Below are 17,194 nucleotides of genomic sequence, written 5' to 3'. Positions count from 1 at the left end.
TTAGGAATGCGCAGATCCAACCGAGGTTTCACCCTGATCGAAATCATGATCGTGATTGCGATCATCGGGATCGTCATAACCATTGCCGCCCCAAACCTCACGGAGTACGTGAAAAAGGGCCGCCGCACTGAGGTGGCCGGGCTGCTTTCCGAGCAGGCGCAAATCCTTGAGCGGTTCTACTCGAAAAACAATGTCTACACCGCTGCCACCGGATTGAGCGCCGGCAACGACTTCTACACCATCACCCCGACCCTGACCGATCAAACCTTTTTGCTGACGGCAACGCGCAAGACCGGCGCTGCCATGGCGACCGACAAGTGTGGGGATTTCACCCTCACCAACACTGGCGTCAGAAGCATGGTCAATGCGACATCCGGGCTCGTCACCAAAGATTGCTGGGGTCGCTGAGTTTCTTTTTCGGGCGCCTTTTTGCGTCCTCTGTCTATTTATCGGTTGGATCAGAACATGAGCAGGCAACAGCAAGTGGTGATTGTCGGCGGCGGCGTGATTGGGTTGCTGACGGCGTTCAATCTCGCGTCCGAAGTGCAAAGTATCGTGTTGCTGGATCGTTCGAACGTCGGTCAGGAATCGTCGTGGGCCGGTGGCGGAATTGTTTCGCCGCTCTATCCGTGGCGCTACAGCCCGGCAGTCACCGCGCTGGCGCATTGGTCCCAGGATTTTTATCCACAGCTCGGTGAGCGACTGTTCGCCGCGACCGGGGTTGATCCTGAAGTGCACACCACCGGCCTGTACTGGCTGGATCTGGATGACGAGGCCGAGGCGCTGGCCTGGGCCGAGCGGGAAAACCGTCCGCTGCGGGCTGTGGATATCTCGGCGGCACATGATGCTGTACCGGTGTTGGGCGCCGGTTTTTCCCGGGCGATCTACATGGCCGATGTGGCCAACGTGCGTAATCCGCGGCTGGTGAAGTCCCTCAAGGCTGCTTTGCTGGCGCTGCCGAACGTGACGATTCGTGAGCAGTGCGAAGTCAGCGGGTTTGTTCGTGAAGGCGATCGGGTCGTCGGTGTGCAGACCTCGACGGGCCCTGTTCTCGGTGATCAGGTGGTCCTGACGGCGGGCGCCTGGAGTGGTGACTTGCTCAAGAGTCTGGGGCTTGAATTGCCGGTCGAGCCGGTGAAAGGTCAGATGATTTTGTACAAGTGCGCGGCGGACTTCTTGCCGAGCATGGTCCTGGCCAAGGGGCGTTACGCGATTCCCCGGCGCGACGGACACATTCTGATTGGCAGCACGCTGGAACATGAAGGCTATGACAAGACGCCGACCGATTCGGCGCTGGAGAGTCTGAAAACGTCGGCGGTGGAGCTGATTCCTGCGTTGGCGGATGCCGAAGTGGTGGGGCATTGGGCTGGATTGCGGCCGGGGTCGCCGGAGGGCATTCCCTACATTGGCCGAGTGCCGGGCTTCGACGGACTCTGGCTCAATTGCGGGCATTACCGTAACGGGCTGGTGCTGGCGCCAGCGTCGTGTCAGTTGTTTGTGGATGTGATGTTGGGGAGGGCGCCGATTATTGATCCGGCGCCTTATGCGCCGACCGGGCGGATCTAGCCGAAGGATCTTCGGTGACGGTCAGATAGCCTGCTCGCGATGGGGCCCTCAATCCAGGCCGAGTTTCTTGAGCCTGTAGCGCATCGACCGGAATGAGAGATTCAACCGCTGAGCCGCCGCTGTGCGGTTCCAGCGGGTTTCCTCCAATGCCTGCAGGATCAGTTTGCGTTCGACGTTTTCCAGATAGTCTTCCAGGTTGTCGATCTGCGTCAGGTCCGCCACGCCGTTCTCTGCGGTGCAGTTGCCTTCGGCCAGTCGCAGGTCGCTGGCTTCGATCTGTTTGTTCTCGCACAGGGTGTAAGCCCGCTCCAGCACGTTCTCCAGCTCCCGCACGTTGCCTGGGAAGCGGTAACTTTTCAGCGCGTCGAGAGCGAGTGGGTGGAGCTTCGCGGCGGGTTGGCCGCTGCCGGCCGCCAGACGCTTGAGCACATGACTGGCCAGCGGTTCGATGTCGTCGCGGCGCTCGCGCAATGGGGGAACGCGGAGTTCGATCACGTTCAACCGATAGTACAAATCCTGGCGAAAGCGTTCGGCGCTGACTTCAGCGTCGAGGTCTTTGTGGGTGGCGCACAGGATACGCACGTCGACCACCACTTCTTGCTGCCCGCCGACGCTGCGAATGGCCTTCTCCTGAATGGCCCGGAGCAGTTTGACCTGCATCGCCAAGGGCAAGTCAGCGACCTCGTCGAGAAACAGTGTGCCGCCATGGGCTGCCTGAAACAGCCCGGGTTTGTCTTCGATGGCGCCACTGAAACTGCCTTTGCGATGACCGAAGAATTCGCTTTCCATCAACTCCGACGGAATCGCCCCGCAGTTGACCGGGACGAATGGTTGAGCAGACCGCGGGCCTTGTTCGTGAATCAGTCGGGCGACCAATTCCTTGCCGCTGCCGGATTCGCCGCTGATGTACACCGGCGCCTGGCTGCGGGCGAGTTTGTCGATTTGTTTGCGCAGGTTGCGCATGGGCAGTGAATCGCCCAGCAACCGGCGATCGATTGCGTTACTGGCGCTGCCCGCGGCCGTCAAACGCAGGGCGCTGGTGACCAGTTCGCGCAGGCGTGTCAGGTCGACCGGCTTGGTCAGGAAGTCGAAGGCGCCTGCCTTGAGTGCATTGATCGCCGTTTCGAGGTTGCCGTAGGCGGTGATCATCGCCACCGGCACTTGTGGGTAACGCTGCTGGATGTACTGCACCAGCTCAAGACCCGTGCCGTCGGGCAGGCGCATGTCGGTCAGGCACAGGTCGAATGTCTCCCGTGTCAACAAGGCCTGGGCTTCGCCAAGGTTGCGGGCACTGTAGGTATCGAGTTTCATCCGTCCCAGGGTGATCTCCAGGAGTTCGCGGATATCCGGTTCGTCGTCGACGATCAGGACTTTTGGCCGTGGGCTCGTGTTCAACTTTGTTTCCGTCCGTGAGCAAAAGTGATGCGAAAGCAGCCGCCGCCTTGGCGTGGATTGAAGTCTAGGCGGGCCTGGTTGCTTTCGCACAGCTCACGGGACAGATAAAGCCCCAGGCCAGTGCCCTGGCTACTGGTGGTGAAGAAGGGTTCGAACAAATGCGTCTGTTGGTCCGGCGCCACACCGGGACCGTTGTCCCGGACCTCGAGCGTCGGTAACTGGCTGTCGGGTTCGACAAACAATTCGAGCCATACTTGCGCCAGGTCGTGATTCAGCGCGCTATGGCGCCAGGCGTTGCGCAACAGGTTGTCGAGAATCTGGGTCAGCTGATTCGGGTCCATCAGGGTTTTGAAGTCGCCCGATCCGATGTGCAGGTGAATCAATTGACGATCAGTTGCCCCTTCACGGGTTTCGGCGACGAAGTGCTCCAGCCACGGCTTCAGATCGAGCCTTTGTGGCACGGTTTGCTGGCGGCGGGACAGTTGCAGGACGTTTTCGATAACCCGATTCATTCGCTGAGAGTGGTCTTGGATAATCTGCGTCAGACGCCGATCTGCGCCCTTCAGTTCCTCGGATTCCTGTAATAGCTGCGCGGCATGACTAATGGCGCCCAGTGGATTGCGGATTTCATGGGCGATACCGGCAGTCAGACGACCGAGTGCGGCGAGTTTCAGTTGCTGCGCTTGTTGAGCGATCTGGGCAAGGTCCTCGAGAAACACCAGAGTCTGATGATTCGGGCTTTGGTCCAGGGCAATGAAGCTGGGTTGCAGTTCCAGGCCACTGCTGGCGATTTTCAGGCTTTGCGGGCGCAGCGTTGGGTTGTTGAACCATAGTTGCAGGCGTTCGACCAAGGCTGGTGAGTAATCGTCGATCAACTGGCCGTCGAGGTTTTTCTGCCCCAGCAAGCTCAAGGCGCTGTGATTGGCCAGTTGGACCCGCCGCTGGTCGTCGAGCACCAGAATGCCCGTGCGCATGCGGTGCAGGATCAACGCGTTGAGCGCTTCCAGGCCCACCACTTCACTGGCGCGCTGCCGGGCGAGGTGTTCGCTGACCTCCAGTCGACTGATCAGGCCCTGCACCAGCAATGCAGCGGCAAAACACAGCGCGCCGAGGGTGCCGGCTTGCAGGTACTCGCTGGGACTGACGGGGTGGCTGAAGCTCAGGAGGAAGCTGAAACCGACGATGCCCAGAGCAGCAACCGCCGCGATCAACAGGCCGATACGCCCGCGCAACAGGGTGTTGCTGATCGCCACCGAAACGATGAGCAAGTTGCCGATGGCGCTGGCCACGCCGCCCGCGGCATAGAACAGGCCGCACAGCAGCAGGACATCGACCAGGGCAAGGCTGAAAAGCTGGGCCGGCCGTCGGGTGTTCTCCCAAAAGACCACCAGCAGGATGTTCAGCACCAGGTATAACCAGCTGCCACTGCGCAGCAGTTCGTCCTCGGCGAAAGCCAGCAACTGGTTGTCCATGTTGCTGGAGATCAACAGCACCAGAGTGATGCCGACGCTTAAACGGTAGAGATGATAAAGGCGCAGCAGTCGCTGAGCCTGTTTGCCGCCGGGACTGGACGTCTCAGCGATCACTTGAGCCCGGGCCTTGCTCGAGGTGAGCCTGGCTGCAATACCACTGTTGTTGAAGGCTCAGCGCGCGGTCGCGGGGCAGGTGAACGCCGCAATGCGCGCAGCGGACCATGGGCGCGGCATCCCGCTCGGCGGGGGACTTGGGCGCGGAAGTCGAAGCCTTGAACTTGCGCCAGAACCATACCGCAGCGGCAATCAAGGCAATCCAGAACAGTAAACGAAGCATGGTGAGCAGCTTTATTGGCTAATGAACAGGCAGTTTAGCCAAGGACCTGACCCGCGCACAGCGCAATAAAAAAGGGAGACTCAAGAGTCTCCCTTTTTTGCACAACCCGATGTGTCAGTCGAACACGCCGAAGGTCATGTAGCTGAACCACGAGCGGTCTTCGTTGTTGGCTTCGGACTCGTGTTCCTCTTCTTCGATCACGTCGCCATCTGCATCTTTAGGCTTGAGATCGTTCGGAATCGCATCCTTGGCATCCTGGAACTGCTTCTGCACGTCCTGGTTGGCGCGGGTTTCGCCCGGCGGCAGCGGCGGACGGGATTCGATCAGGCCCAGGGTGGCCTTGCTCAACCACGAACGGTTGTCGGCTTCGTCGACCGAAGGCTTGAACTGACCGTCCACCAGGCTTGGGTGGTTCGGGTAGTTGAGCTTCAGGGTTTCGAGGCTGGTGGCTGCCAGATCGTCCAGGTGCAGACGCTGATAGGCTTCAGTCATCACCGCCAGGCCGTCGCCGACCGATGGGGTTTCCTGGAAGTTTTCCACCACGTAACGACCACGGTTCGCGGCGGCGACATAGGCCTGACGGGTCAGGTAGTAGTCGGCGACGTGAATTTCGTAGGAGGCCAGCAGGTTGCGCAGGTAGATCATGCGCTGCTTGGCATCCGGCGAGTAGCGGCTGTTCGGGAAGCGGCTGGTCAGCTGGGCGAACTCGTTGTACGAGTCGCGGGCAGCACCCGGGTCACGCTTGGTCATGTCCAGCGGCAGGAAGCGCGCCAGCAGGCCGACGTCCTGGTCGAAGGAGGTCAAGCCTTTGAGGTAATACGCGTAATCCACGTTCGGATGCTGTGGGTGCAAACGAATGAAACGCTCCGCGGCAGACTTGGCAGCCTCAGGCTCGGCGTTCTTGTAGTTGGCGTAGATCAACTCGAGTTGAGCCTGATCGGCGTAGCGCCCAAACGGATAACGCGACTCCAGCGCCTTCAGCTTGGCTGTGGCGGCGGTGTAGCTATTGTTGTCCAGGTCGGTCTGAGCCTGCTGGTACAGCTCGACTTCGCTAAGGTTTTCGTCTACGACTTCCTTCGATGAGCAAGCAGCGGTCAATGCGAGGATGGCGATCAGCAGCAGGTGTTTCACTTGCATGGCGGCTTGCGTCCCTATGACGGCCGCTGTCTTGGGCGGGGCCGTCCTGTTATGATGAGCGCCCCGTTGAATAGCCTCGGGGCAAAAGACGCCGTATTTAACCACAAGCGCGCAGCCGAAACCAAAGGCTGTGCCGACGCCTAGTCTGAGCATGTCCGATAAAATTGAACTTCGCGCAGAGGTGCCGTCCGAATTGGGCGGCCAACGCCTCGATCAAGTCGCCGCACAATTATTCGCTGAGCACTCGCGCTCGCGCCTTTCCGCCTGGATCAAAGACGGCCGCCTGACTGTGGATGGGGCGGTTATCCGCCCGCGAGACATCGTTCATGGTGGCGCCATTCTTGAGCTGACTGCCGAGCAGGAAGCTCAGGGTGAATGGATCGCTCAAGACATCGAGCTGGACATCGTCTATGAAGACGACGACATCCTGGTGATCAACAAACCTGCGGGCCTGGTGGTGCATCCTGCCGCCGGTCACGCCGATGGCACCCTGCTCAACGCCTTGCTGCACCACGTGCCGGACATTATCAATGTGCCCCGCGCCGGTATCGTGCATCGCCTCGACAAGGACACCACCGGTCTGATGGTGGTGGCCAAGACCATTCAGGCGCAGACACAGCTTGTCACGCAATTGCAGAGCCGCAGCGTAAGCCGGATCTACGAATGCATCGTGATCGGTGTGGTCACTGCCGGCGGCAAGATCAACGCGCCGATCGGTCGTCACGGCCAGCAACGCCAGCGCATGGCCGTGATGGAAGGGGGCAAGCAAGCCGTCAGCCATTACCGCGTGCTTGAGCGTTTCCGCTCCCACACGCATGTGCGGGTGAAGCTGGAAACCGGTCGTACGCACCAGATTCGTGTGCACATGGCTCACATCAACTATCCGTTGGTCGGAGACCCTGCCTACGGCGGTCGTTTCCGCATTCCGCCGGCAGCCAGTGTGACCATGGTCGAATCGTTGAAGGCGTTCCCGCGTCAGGCCCTGCATGCTCGGTTCCTGGAGCTGGATCACCCGACCACCGGTAAACGCATGAGCTGGGAATCGCCACTGCCGGACGACTTCGTCTGGTTGCTGACTCTGCTCAAGCAAGACCGTGAGGCGTTCATCGGATGAGTGACTGGCTGATTCCCGACTGGCCTGCGCCTGCCGGGGTGAAAGCCTGTGTGACCACCCGTGCGGGCGGCGTCAGTCTGGCGCCGTTCGACAGCCTCAACCTCGGCGATCACGTCGACGACAGCCCCGAAGCGGTTGCCGAAAACCGCCGTCGCCTCACCGATCATTTTTCTATTCAACCGGCCTGGTTAAAGCAGGTTCACGGCATCGCCGTGGCCCACGCGGATCCAGGCATCACGGCCACCGCCGACGCCAGCTGGACTTCCACACCCGGAATCGCCTGCGCCGCGATGACCGCCGATTGCCTGCCCGCATTGTTTTGCGACCGCGCGGGCACTCGCGTTGCGGCGGCCCATGCCGGTTGGCGCGGGTTGGCGGCGGGTGTGCTCGAAGCAACGCTCGACAGTTTGGCCGTACCTCCGGAAGACGTGCTGGTCTGGCTTGGCCCGGCCATTGGCCCGCAAGCCTTCGAAGTCGGCGCCGAAGTGCGCGAGACTTTCGTCCAGCAACTGCCTGAAGCGGCCAAAGCCTTTGTGCCGAGCCAAAATGCTGGCAAATTCATGGCTGACATCTACGAGCTGGCGCGTTTGCGTCTGGCTGTGCGCGGTGTCACCGTTGTTTATGGTGGCGGTTTCTGTACCGTGACCGATCCTCGCTTCTTTTCTTACCGCCGCAGTCCACGCACTGGTCGGTTTGCCTCCCTTATCTGGCTCGAAGACTAAGCTTTCCTGATCTACATCAACTGTTCGACGCTTGAAACTCCCAGAATCGACCGCATCTATAACGGTATCTGGCAGGTTTCTTCATTCAGGATGTTTTATAGGTCCGGCCTGCTCAAAAGGAAGGTGACCCATGCGTATAGATCGTTTAACCAGCAAATTGCAGTTAGCTCTATCCGACGCCCAATCGCTGGCCGTCGGCCTTGACCATCCCGGTATCGAGCCGGCGCACTTGATGCAGGCGATGCTTGAGCAGCAGGGCGGTTCGATCAAACCCCTGTTGATGCAGGTCGGTTTTGACGTCAATAGCCTGCGTAAAGAGCTGACCAAAGAGCTCGACCAGCTCCCGAAAATCCAGAACCCCACCGGCGACGTGAACATGTCGCAGGACTTGGCGCGCCTGCTCAACCAGGCCGATCGCCTGGCTCAGCAGAAGGGCGATCAGTTCATCTCCAGTGAGCTGGTGTTGCTCGCGGCGATGGATGAGAACAGCAAACTCGGCAAGTTGCTGCTCGGCCAAGGTGTGAGCAAAAAAGCCCTGGAAAACGCAATCAACAACCTGCGCGGCGGTGAGGCGGTCAATGACGCCAACCACGAAGAGTCGCGCCAGGCGCTGGACAAGTACACCGTCGACCTGACCAAGCGTGCCGAAGAAGGCAAGCTCGACCCGGTGATCGGCCGTGACGACGAAATTCGCCGGACCATCCAGGTGCTGCAACGCCGCACCAAGAACAACCCGGTGCTGATCGGTGAGCCCGGCGTGGGTAAAACCGCCATCGCCGAAGGCCTGGCCCAGCGCATCATCAACGGTGAAGTGCCGGATGGTCTCAAGGGCAAGCGCTTGCTGTCTTTGGACATGGGGTCGCTGATTGCCGGCGCCAAGTACCGCGGCGAGTTCGAAGAGCGCCTCAAATCCTTGCTCAATGAACTGTCGAAGCAGGAAGGGCAGATCATTCTGTTCATCGACGAACTGCACACCATGGTCGGCGCCGGTAAGGGCGAAGGCTCGATGGATGCGGGCAACATGCTCAAGCCTGCGTTGGCGCGCGGCGAGTTGCATTGTGTCGGCGCGACCACGCTCAATGAGTACCGCCAATATATAGAGAAGGATGCGGCCCTCGAACGGCGCTTCCAGAAAGTCCTGGTGGACGAGCCGAGCGAAGAAGACACCATCGCTATTCTGCGTGGTCTGAAAGAGCGTTATGAGGTCCACCACAAAGTGGCGATCACTGACGGCGCTATCATCGCCGCGGCCAAACTCAGCCATCGCTACATTACAGACCGTCAGTTGCCGGACAAGGCCATCGACCTGATCGACGAAGCGGCCAGCCGCATCCGCATGGAGATCGACTCCAAGCCGGAAGTACTGGATCGTCTGGAGCGCCGTCTGATTCAACTGAAGGTGGAATCACAGGCGCTGAAGAAAGAAAGCGACGACGCGGCGAAGAAACGTCTGGAGAAACTCCAGGAGGAAATCGTTCGCCACGAACGTGAGTACTCGGACCTCGAAGAAATCTGGAACTCGGAAAAAGCCGAGGTTCAGGGTTCTGCACAGATCCAGCAGAAAATTGAACAGTCCCGTCAGGAACTGGAAGCCGCGCGCCGTAAAGGCGACCTGAACCGCATGGCCGAGCTGCAATACGGGGTTATCCCGGATCTGGAGCGCAGCCTGCAAATGGTCGATCAGCACGGTAAAAGCGAGAACCAGTTACTGCGCAGCAAGGTGACTGAGGAAGAGATCGCCGAAGTCGTCTCGAAGTGGACCGGCATTCCAGTGTCGAAAATGCTCGAAGGCGAGCGCGACAAGCTGATGAAGATGGAAAGCCTGTTGCACCAGCGCGTGATCGGCCAGGACGAAGCGGTGATCGCCGTTTCCAACGCGGTGCGGCGTTCCCGGGCCGGGTTGTCCGACCCGAATCGCCCGAGTGGTTCTTTCATGTTCCTCGGCCCGACCGGTGTTGGTAAAACCGAGCTGTGCAAGGCGCTGGCCGAGTTCCTCTTTGATACTGAAGAGGCGATGGTGCGGATCGACATGTCCGAGTTCATGGAGAAACATTCCGTGGCCCGGCTGATTGGTGCGCCACCAGGCTACGTGGGCTATGAAGAGGGCGGTTACCTGACCGAGGCGGTGCGTCGCAAGCCTTACTCGGTGATCCTCCTTGACGAGGTCGAGAAGGCCCACCCGGATGTGTTCAACATCTTGCTGCAAGTGCTGGAAGATGGCCGCTTGACCGACAGCCATGGCCGCACGGTGGATTTCAAGAACACCGTGATCGTCATGACCTCCAACCTGGGCTCGGTGCAGATCCAGGAACTGGTTGGTGATCGCGAGGCGCAACGTGCGGCAGTGATGGATGCGATTTCCACGCACTTCCGGCCGGAGTTCATCAACCGGGTCGACGAAGTGGTGATCTTCGAGCCGTTGGCGCGGGATCAGATCGCGGGCATTACCGAGATCCAGTTGGGTCGTCTGCGCAGTCGCCTGACTGAGCGCGAGTTGAAACTGGAGCTGAGTCCAGAGGCCATGGACAAGCTGATCGCGGTAGGTTACGACCCGGTGTACGGCGCACGACCGCTCAAACGAGCGATTCAGCGCTGGATCGAGAACCCGCTGGCACAGCTGATTCTGTCCGGTCGATTCATGCCTGGCGACACGGCTGTCGGCAAGGTGGAGAACGACGAGATCGTATTTGCCTGACCCGTCACGGCGGTGAAATAAACAAGGCCTCGCATCGCGAGGCCTTTTTTTCGTCAGGTTGTTGAACTGAAAGGAAAAGGCTTGTAAAGTGCGCCCCGCAGTAAGTCGCCCGTAAGGGTTTCTGCTCCCCAAGCAGGAATCTGAAATAAGTTGCAAATCATTAACTTGAATGCAATTTAAGGGGTTGACAGAGGTGCTTAAGATTGTAGAATAGCGCGCCTCAGACACACGAACGCAGCGATGCGAACGGGTCGAAGAGAGTGCAACAAAGCGTCAAACGTTGTAATTGAAATATGTAGTTCCGTGATAGCTCAGTCGGTAGAGCAAATGACTGTTAATCATTGGGTCCCAGGTTCGAGTCCTGGTCACGGAGCCAATTTCAAACCGGGGTATAGCGCAGTCCGGTAGCGCGCCTGCTTTGGGAGCAGGATGTCAGGAGTTCGAATCCCCTTACCCCGACCATTTTTGGGTCGTTAGCTCAGTTGGTAGAGCAGTTGGCTTTTAACCAATTGGTCGTAGGTTCGAATCCCACACGACCCACCATTTTTGAAACCAGTTAACGCTGGGATCAGATCTTAAGATCAGACGCCAAAAGCTCTGTTCGCAGAAGGCGCCTTTAAAAGGTGCCTTTTTTTTACCGGGGTATAGCGCAGTCCGGTAGCGCGCCTGCTTTGGGAGCAGGATGTCAGGAGTTCGAATCCCCTTACCCCGACCATATTAAAAATCCTCGTATCGAAAGATACGGGGATTTTTTTTGTCTTCATAAAAACACACTTCAGTCATCGTACAACTTGCCGATAACGAGGCGACGGGGTACTGACGAAACAACGCCCCTTATCCAGGCCATTACAAAAATAGGGCGTTCGCTATGTTGCTTCGTCAGTTGAATATCGCACCTCGGGCAGCCTTGGGGTTTGCTCTGATTGCTGTGTTGGTCGCCTTGCTCGGGGTTTTCGCACTGGGGCAGATGTCGAGCATTCGCGACAGTGAAGTGGCCGTGGAGAAACAATGGCTGCCGAGTATCCGCGGCGGTGACGAGATCCGCGAGATCATGCTGCGCATCCGCACCATTTCCCTGCGCATGGCCCTCGATCAAGACCCGAAGAACATTCCTGTCTATCGCGGCCAGATGGACACCCGTGACAAAGAGCTGAGCGAGAAGATTGCGGCCTACGACCAGTTGGTCAACACCGTCGACGGCAAGGCCTTGTATGACCAGTTCAAAACCACCTTCGCGGCGTATCGTGCCGGCATTGCTCAATCGTTTTCATTGGCGGAGCAGGGACGCCGTGACGAACTGACCAAGCTGCTGTTGATTGATATGAAAACCGTGGTCGATGGCTCCGGTAAACAACTCAATGACCTGGCCGATCTGTTCGCCAGACAGGTCGCCGCCGAAAGCCAGAAATCCGAAGCGCATTACGAAACATCGCGAATGATCGTCAGCCTGTTCATCGCCCTTGCAGCCTTGGCCACCGTTGGCCTGGCCATGCTGCTGACCCGCAGCATCGTCAAACCGCTGGGCGAAGCCTTGCACGCCGCAGAAAACGTAGCCCGAGGCGATCTGACTCGCCCCATCGAATCTCATGGCAACGACGAAGTGAGCCGCTTGCTCAAGGCCCTCGCGACCATGCAACAGAATCTGCGGGAAACCCTGCAAGGTATTAGCGGTTCGGCGGCGCAATTGGCCACGGCGGCTGATGAGTTGAACGCGGTCACCCTCGACGGCACGCAGAACCTGCAACAACAGAACAACGAAATTGAACAAGCGGCCACCGCCGTGACAGAAATGACCACGGCAGTGGAGGAGGTTGCCCGCAATGCCGTGTCGACCTCCGATGCCACGCGCCAATCCAGTGAGTCCGCACACGTTGGCCAGGAGCGCGTCAGCGAAACCGTCACGGCCATCAGCGCACTCGCTAGCGATGTGCAGATTACCGGCGGTTTGGTGCAATCCCTGGCCAACCAGTCGCAGGACATCGGCAAGGTGCTGGATGTGATTCGGGCGATCGCCGAGCAAACCAATCTGCTGGCGCTCAACGCGGCCATTGAAGCCGCGCGGGCCGGGGAAAGCGGTCGAGGGTTTGCGGTCGTGGCCGACGAAGTACGTGCGCTGGCCTATCGCACGCAGCAATCGACCCAGGAAATCGAGCAAATGGTCCAGGGCATGCGCAGTGGCTCAACCCAGGCGCTGGATTCCATGCAAGCCAGCTCGACCCGAGCAGCCAGCACTTTGGCTTTGGCCGAGCGTGCGGGCGAGGCGTTGCAGACCATCACGGCGTCGGTCCACCAAATTCACGAACGTAACCTGGTGATCGCCAGCGCGGCTGAAGAACAGGCGCAAGTGGCGCGGGAAGTCGATCGCAACCTGGTGAACATTCGCGACCTGTCGGTTCGTTCCGCTGCCGGTGCGGATCAGACCAGCGCTTCGAGCCATGAGCTTTCACAATTGGCCAATTCCTTGCGGACCATGGTCCAGCGCTTCCAGGTGTAAATCCGCCAGACGAAAAAAAACCGCGCTTCCCGAAGGAAAAGCGCGGTTTTGTACTTGAAGGCTTAGGCGCCGTCTTGGTCTTTCAGGTGCTCGAACAGACCTTTTGGCATTTTCTTGCCATTGGCTTCGAAGTTGGCTTTCACGTTGTCGTAAGCCTCTTGCTCGTCGATGAAGCCGTCATGGTTGGTGTCGATCTTGTCGAAGTTGGACTTCGGCGCGACTTTCTGGAATTCGGCGCGGGAGACTTTGCCGTCGCCATCCGTATCGGTCTTCGCCATCGACGCATCGCCACACTTGCCTTCGCCACACTTGCCTTCAGGGGTTTTTACCACTTGTTCAGCCGAGGCCAGCAGGTAGCCCTGAGTCAACGGCTGCGCAGCGAATACGGAACCGGACAACATCATGCCGCCGGCCAGAACAGCGCCGAGCAGACCAATAGTGTTTTTGGTAGTACGGGACATTTCAATACTCCTGGGTTGCACGACACAACCGTTCGATAAAGGACGCCACGTGAGTGCGGCGATAACCGTAGCGGGCGAGTTGCCTTGCTCGGATGTGGCCATTTAAAGGGCGGGGTGTATCGCTACTGTGTCGCGCAAGGGGGAGTTTGTAAGCGAAGGGGAGAATTCGTGGCGGGAGATACAGTGAGACACAGATCTCCAAAAACAATGCAGACCAAATGTGGGAGCGGGCTTGCTCGCGAAAGCGGTGGGTCAGACAACTTATAGGTCGACTGACGCTCCCTCTTCGCGAGCAAGCCCGCTCCCACAGTGGTTGGGATTAGTGCAGCTTCAACCGCGGCTCAGTCCCGCGTCCGATCTTGCTGCCCAACATCAACATCGCCGTACGAAACGCGCCATACAGCGCCATTTGGTGCATGCGATACAGCGACACGTAAAACATCCGCGCCAGCCAGCCCTCGAGCATCACGCTCCCGGTCAGGTTGCCCATCAAGTTACCCACAGCCGAAAAACGCGACAGCGAGATCAGCGAGCCGTAGTCGGTGTATTTGTACTCCGGCAACGCCTTGCCTTCGATCCGCAGTTTCAGCGATTTGGCCAGCAACGAAGCCTGCTGATGCGCGGCCTGCGCGCGCGGCGGTACGTTGCGATCGGTACCCGGTTGCGGGCACGCCGCGCAGTCACCGAAGGCGAAGATGTTCTCGTCGCGGGTGGTTTGCAGGGTCGGCAGCACTTGCAGCTGGTTGATGCGGTTGGTTTCCAGACCGTCGATGTCCTTGAGGAAACCCGGTGCACGAATGCCGGCGGCCCAGACTTTCAGGCTGGCGTTGATCACTTTGCCGTCGGCGGTGATCAAGCTGTCGGCAGTCACTTCGCTGACCGCGGCATTGGTCATCACATTGACCCCGAGTTTCTCCAGGGTTTTATGCACAGGCCCGCCGATGCGTTCCGGCAGAGCTGGCAATACTCGTGGGCCGGCTTCGATCAGGGTGATGTGCATGTTTTCCGGTTTGATCCGGTCCAGGCCGTAAGCCGCCAATTCATGGGCGGCGTTGTGCAGCTCAGCGGCCAGCTCAACCCCGGTGGCACCGGCGCCGACGATGGCGACGCTGATCTGCTCGACCTTGTCGGTTTGTCCGGCATGGGCGCGCAGGTAGTGATTGAGCAATTGCTGATGGAAACGCTCGGCCTGTTTGCGGGTGTCGAGGAACAGGCAATGCTGCGCCGCGCCTTGAGTGCCGAAATCGTTGGTGGTACTGCCGACAGCAATCACCAGCGAGTCGTAAGCCACTTCACGCGCTGGCACCAGTTCCAGGCCGGCTTCGTCGTAAGTGGCGGCCAGCTGGATTTTCTTCTGCGCGCGATCAAGCCCGCTCATGCGCCCGAGCTGGAACTCGAAGTGGTTCCATTTCGCCTGGGCAACATAGTTGAGTTCGTCTTCGGAAGAGTTCAACGACCCGGCCGCCACTTCGTGCAACAACGGCTTCCAGATGTGGGTCAGGTTCGCGTCGACCAGCATCACACTGGCCGTGCCACGTTTGCCCAGAGTCTTACCCAGACGGGTAGCCAACTCCAGACCGCCGGCGCCGCCGCCAACGATGACAATACGATGAGTCATAGGGATATCTCGCAAGGCTAAAAGAAATCGGTGCAGTCAACCGAGCGAGCGCGAGGCAGCTCATAGCGTCAGGTAACTGATAAATCGGCTCAACAGGCCTAATCCAATGGTCACTGCCAACACCACCACCAGGAGCATCCACGGCCGGAAGGGCCGGCGCTCGACTCGGTGCTGGGACAGTTGCAGGTACTCTTCGACATGCTTCTGGTCGTCGGGGTTCAGGCGGCTGGTCATATTGGGCCTCGTCAGGTAGACGTTGCTGAATGTGTAGAAGCTACAGAGTGACTCAACGAACGTTGAACGGAGCATAGCCGCTGGCTGGAACAGGCTCGACGCTCACCGTATCGTCCAGGCGAATGATTCCACCTTGTAACACCCGGGCCGTGATTCCGCCATGTCCGCGCACCGCCTGAAACGTCCCGGGGCCGAGGTTGTTTTGCAGGCGTGCGCACGGCTGGCACCAGCCGGTGGTTTCGAAAATCGCCTGGCCGATGCGGAAGCGCCGACCCTTGAGGCTGAACAGGTTGATACCGCTGATAACGAGGTTGCGCCGCAAATCATTAGGCAATACCGGTTTATCGTGCGGGCGGCCCATCAGCGAACTGATCACCGCCAGGTGCTCCCACTGAATCAACGTCACCTGCCGCGCGTTACGTACACCGGGGCGGGCTCGATCGCCGGTCAAACCGGCTTCAAGTCGCGCCTCTACGGCATCCAGTTCGATCATCGGCACATGGGGTTCCGGGCGCACGCCGATCCAGCGCACGCGGCCGGTTTGCGGGACTTCGGCGATTAATTCCTGCATCGGGCTCACAGGCTGATCCCGACGTCGAAGACGATGCTGCGACCCAGGTTGTTACGCAGGAAATCCGGGGCGTCCGGGTGGGCAAACAGCACACGGGCGAACGTCGGACCGACCAGCGACAGCGAACGCCAGCCTTGACGCAGGTATTCGGTGGGCGGCGGGAAATGGCTGTTGAGGTCCAGCACTTCACGCTTGAGGCTGGCGAACGCGATGATGTCCAGTTCCCCCAGGTCCATGCCGCGCTCTTTGTAGTTGTGTGCTTTTTTACGCAAGGTCGGCGCCAGTCTCAGCAAAAACTCATTGGCCGGGATGCGCCGGGGCTTGGCCTCGCGACGCACCAGCTGGCTCAAGGAAAACGCGCTGCGCCGACGTTGCAGCTCATCGCGCCATTCGTCATTGAGGCGCCGGCCCTCGTCGAGCACGAAGAACACCTCGAAACTGGCGTCACGAAACAGCACGTCCGGCGGCTCCCCGGCCGGGGCGAACTCGTCGGCGCGATAGGGAATGTTCAGGCCTTGCAGCAGGCGCTGGCAGACCCAACGCTCACGCTCCCATTTGCGGGCATTGGACAGGAACGCGTTGGCTTGCTCGGCCGCGATGGTCAGCAGGCGTAAATAATCTGAGTCATCCATAGGCCCAAGCTTAGCGTTCATTTGCGACAAGCAGAAAGCGTGAAACGGTAAACAGTAGGACAGGAGGCTTGGAACGGGCGGTGTAGACTGATGGCCATTGCGCCTAGGCGCTCGAACGAGGAGTAGAACGTGAAATATTGGCCCGTGTTGTTGCTCAGTCTTCTGCCTCTTTGGGCGCAGGCGCTGCAGGTGGGTGAGCGGCTGGCGCCGTGGACCTTGCTTGATCAGTTCGATCAGGCCGATACGCTCGATAACCAGACGCAGACGCTGCTGGTAGCGCGCAGCATGGACGCCGCCAAACTGGTCGACGCCGCTCTGCAGGGCCAGCCCAAGGGCTACCTGGAGGCTCGGCACACCATATTTGTCGCGGACATCCAGCGCATGCCTCGATTGATCGCGAAAATGTTCGCGGTGCCGGCCATGCGCGATTATTCCTATCGAGTGATGCTTGACCGTGATGGTCGTGTGGCGCCGCGCTACCCCGGGGCCGTGGATAAAGTGCTGTGGCTGCAGCTCAGGAACGGTCAATTGGTGGGGCAGTCCGAATATGCCACGGCGGCGCAATTGCATGAGGCGCTGGAGAAGGCCCTGCCTTGATTGACACAGGGCTCCCGCGACCGCAAAGGCTGACATCCGGGTCATCCACAGGGCTGCGCTTGGCGTAGGCAGTCCATCGGAGAGGTTCCGATCTACCGGATTTACCACCTGAAATCCCCGCAACACTCCTCATCCCCGCCCGGTTCAGG

16 protein-coding genes, 4 tRNA genes and 1 pseudogene are annotated in these 17,194 nt (G+C 59.4%); 12 read left to right on the top strand and 9 right to left on the bottom strand.

Annotation, left to right across the window (positions count from 1 at the left end; all coding sequences use genetic code 11):
• Positions 1-6 precede the first annotated feature (6 nt).
• A complete protein-coding gene (locus tag DJ564_RS28105; RefSeq protein ID WP_109634948.1) occupies positions 7-408 on the top strand; it encodes a type IV pilin protein in 402 nt (133 codons plus the stop codon).
• Between the two features lie 57 nt (positions 409-465).
• Entirely contained in the window at positions 466-1,566 is a 1,101-nt protein-coding gene (gene thiO, locus DJ564_RS28100) for a glycine oxidase ThiO (protein WP_109634946.1), read from the top strand.
• Positions 1,567-1,614: 48 nt separating this feature from the next.
• On the opposite strand, the gene DJ564_RS28095 is transcribed toward thiO, so the two are convergent.
• From DJ564_RS28095 to DJ564_RS28080, 4 genes are all read right to left on the bottom strand, one after another.
• Positions 1,615-2,961 (bottom strand): sigma-54 dependent transcriptional regulator, encoded by a 1,347-nt coding sequence (locus DJ564_RS28095; RefSeq protein ID WP_109634945.1) that lies wholly within the window; start codon positions 2,959-2,961, stop codon positions 1,615-1,617.
• Positions 2,958-4,547: a PAS domain-containing sensor histidine kinase gene (locus tag DJ564_RS28090; protein ID WP_109634943.1), complete on the bottom strand. Its 1,590-nt coding sequence runs from the start codon at positions 4,545-4,547 to the stop codon at positions 2,958-2,960. Before DJ564_RS28090 ends, DJ564_RS28095 begins: the two co-directional genes overlap by 4 nt.
• A complete protein-coding gene (locus tag DJ564_RS28085; RefSeq protein ID WP_109634942.1) occupies positions 4,537-4,770 on the bottom strand; it encodes a PP0621 family protein in 234 nt (77 codons plus the stop codon). Before DJ564_RS28085 ends, DJ564_RS28090 begins: the two co-directional genes overlap by 11 nt.
• 114 nt (positions 4,771-4,884) lie before the next feature.
• Positions 4,885-5,907 carry an outer membrane protein assembly factor BamD gene (locus tag DJ564_RS28080; protein WP_109634940.1) on the bottom strand — a complete coding sequence of 341 codons (1,023 nt, stop codon included), beginning with the start codon at positions 5,905-5,907 and terminating at the stop codon, positions 4,885-4,887.
• 151 nt (positions 5,908-6,058) lie between these two features.
• Between DJ564_RS28080 and rluD the strand changes: the two genes are divergently transcribed.
• The 9 genes and pseudogenes from rluD (at position 6,059) to DJ564_RS32995 (ending at position 12,932) form a co-directional block, all read left to right on the top strand.
• The gene (gene rluD / locus DJ564_RS28075; protein WP_007942311.1) at positions 6,059-7,021 is read left to right on the top strand and encodes a 23S rRNA pseudouridine(1911/1915/1917) synthase RluD; all 963 of its coding nucleotides are present in this window, start codon (positions 6,059-6,061) and stop codon (positions 7,019-7,021) included.
• Complete coding sequence (pgeF, locus tag DJ564_RS28070; protein WP_109634938.1) at positions 7,018-7,743, top strand: peptidoglycan editing factor PgeF; 726 nt, start codon at positions 7,018-7,020, stop codon at positions 7,741-7,743. The genes rluD and pgeF overlap by 4 nt, the downstream gene beginning before the upstream one ends.
• 130 nt (positions 7,744-7,873) lie before the next feature.
• On the top strand, positions 7,874-10,438 hold the full coding sequence (clpB, locus tag DJ564_RS28065) for an ATP-dependent chaperone ClpB (protein WP_109634937.1): 2,565 nt from the start codon (positions 7,874-7,876) through the stop codon (positions 10,436-10,438).
• Between the two features lie 300 nt (positions 10,439-10,738).
• A tRNA-Asn gene (locus tag DJ564_RS28060) sits at positions 10,739-10,814 on the top strand.
• A 9-nt stretch (positions 10,815-10,823) separates the two neighbouring features.
• A tRNA-Pro gene (locus DJ564_RS28055) sits at positions 10,824-10,900 on the top strand.
• 5 nt (positions 10,901-10,905) lie between these two features.
• Positions 10,906-10,981: transfer RNA gene (locus tag DJ564_RS28050), tRNA-Lys, on the top strand.
• A gap of 95 nt (positions 10,982-11,076) precedes the next feature.
• Positions 11,077-11,153, top strand: a tRNA-Pro gene (locus DJ564_RS28045).
• 153 nt (positions 11,154-11,306) lie between these two features.
• A pseudogene (locus DJ564_RS33000) lies at positions 11,307-12,077 on the top strand (MCP four helix bundle domain-containing protein); the annotation flags it as partial.
• Entirely contained in the window at positions 12,069-12,932 is an 864-nt protein-coding gene (locus DJ564_RS32995) for a methyl-accepting chemotaxis protein (protein ID WP_371922091.1), read from the top strand. The pseudogene DJ564_RS33000 and the gene DJ564_RS32995, both read left to right, overlap by 9 nt.
• A 62-nt stretch (positions 12,933-12,994) precedes the next feature.
• On the opposite strand, the gene DJ564_RS28035 is transcribed toward DJ564_RS32995, so the two are convergent.
• The 5 genes from DJ564_RS28035 to DJ564_RS28015 form a co-directional block, all read right to left on the bottom strand.
• Positions 12,995-13,393: a hypothetical protein gene (locus DJ564_RS28035; protein ID WP_010467563.1), complete on the bottom strand. Its 399-nt coding sequence runs from the start codon at positions 13,391-13,393 to the stop codon at positions 12,995-12,997.
• A gap of 319 nt (positions 13,394-13,712) precedes the next feature.
• A complete protein-coding gene (locus DJ564_RS28030; RefSeq protein WP_109634933.1) occupies positions 13,713-15,011 on the bottom strand; it encodes an NAD(P)/FAD-dependent oxidoreductase in 1,299 nt (432 codons plus the stop codon).
• A gap of 60 nt (positions 15,012-15,071) precedes the next feature.
• Entirely contained in the window at positions 15,072-15,245 is a 174-nt protein-coding gene (locus DJ564_RS28025) for a DUF3094 domain-containing protein (protein ID WP_096820886.1), read from the bottom strand.
• A 52-nt stretch (positions 15,246-15,297) separates the two neighbouring features.
• On the bottom strand, positions 15,298-15,825 hold the full coding sequence (locus DJ564_RS28020; protein WP_109634932.1) for an MOSC domain-containing protein: 528 nt from the start codon (positions 15,823-15,825) through the stop codon (positions 15,298-15,300).
• Complete coding sequence (locus tag DJ564_RS28015; RefSeq protein ID WP_109634930.1) at positions 15,822-16,448, bottom strand: DUF1780 domain-containing protein; 627 nt, start codon at positions 16,446-16,448, stop codon at positions 15,822-15,824. Before DJ564_RS28015 ends, DJ564_RS28020 begins: the two co-directional genes overlap by 4 nt.
• Before the next feature lie 129 nt (positions 16,449-16,577).
• On the opposite strand from DJ564_RS28015, the gene DJ564_RS28010 reads away from it, so the two are divergent.
• The gene (locus DJ564_RS28010; RefSeq protein WP_109634928.1) at positions 16,578-17,045 is read left to right on the top strand and encodes an FAD/FMN-containing dehydrogenase; all 468 of its coding nucleotides are present in this window, start codon (positions 16,578-16,580) and stop codon (positions 17,043-17,045) included.
• The last annotated feature ends 149 nt before the right edge of the window (positions 17,046-17,194 follow it).

Source organism: Pseudomonas sp. 31-12 (assembly GCF_003151075.1).
Classification (GTDB): Bacteria; Pseudomonadota; Gammaproteobacteria; order Pseudomonadales; family Pseudomonadaceae; genus Aquipseudomonas.
This window is presented reverse-complemented; position numbering and strand designations above follow the sequence as displayed.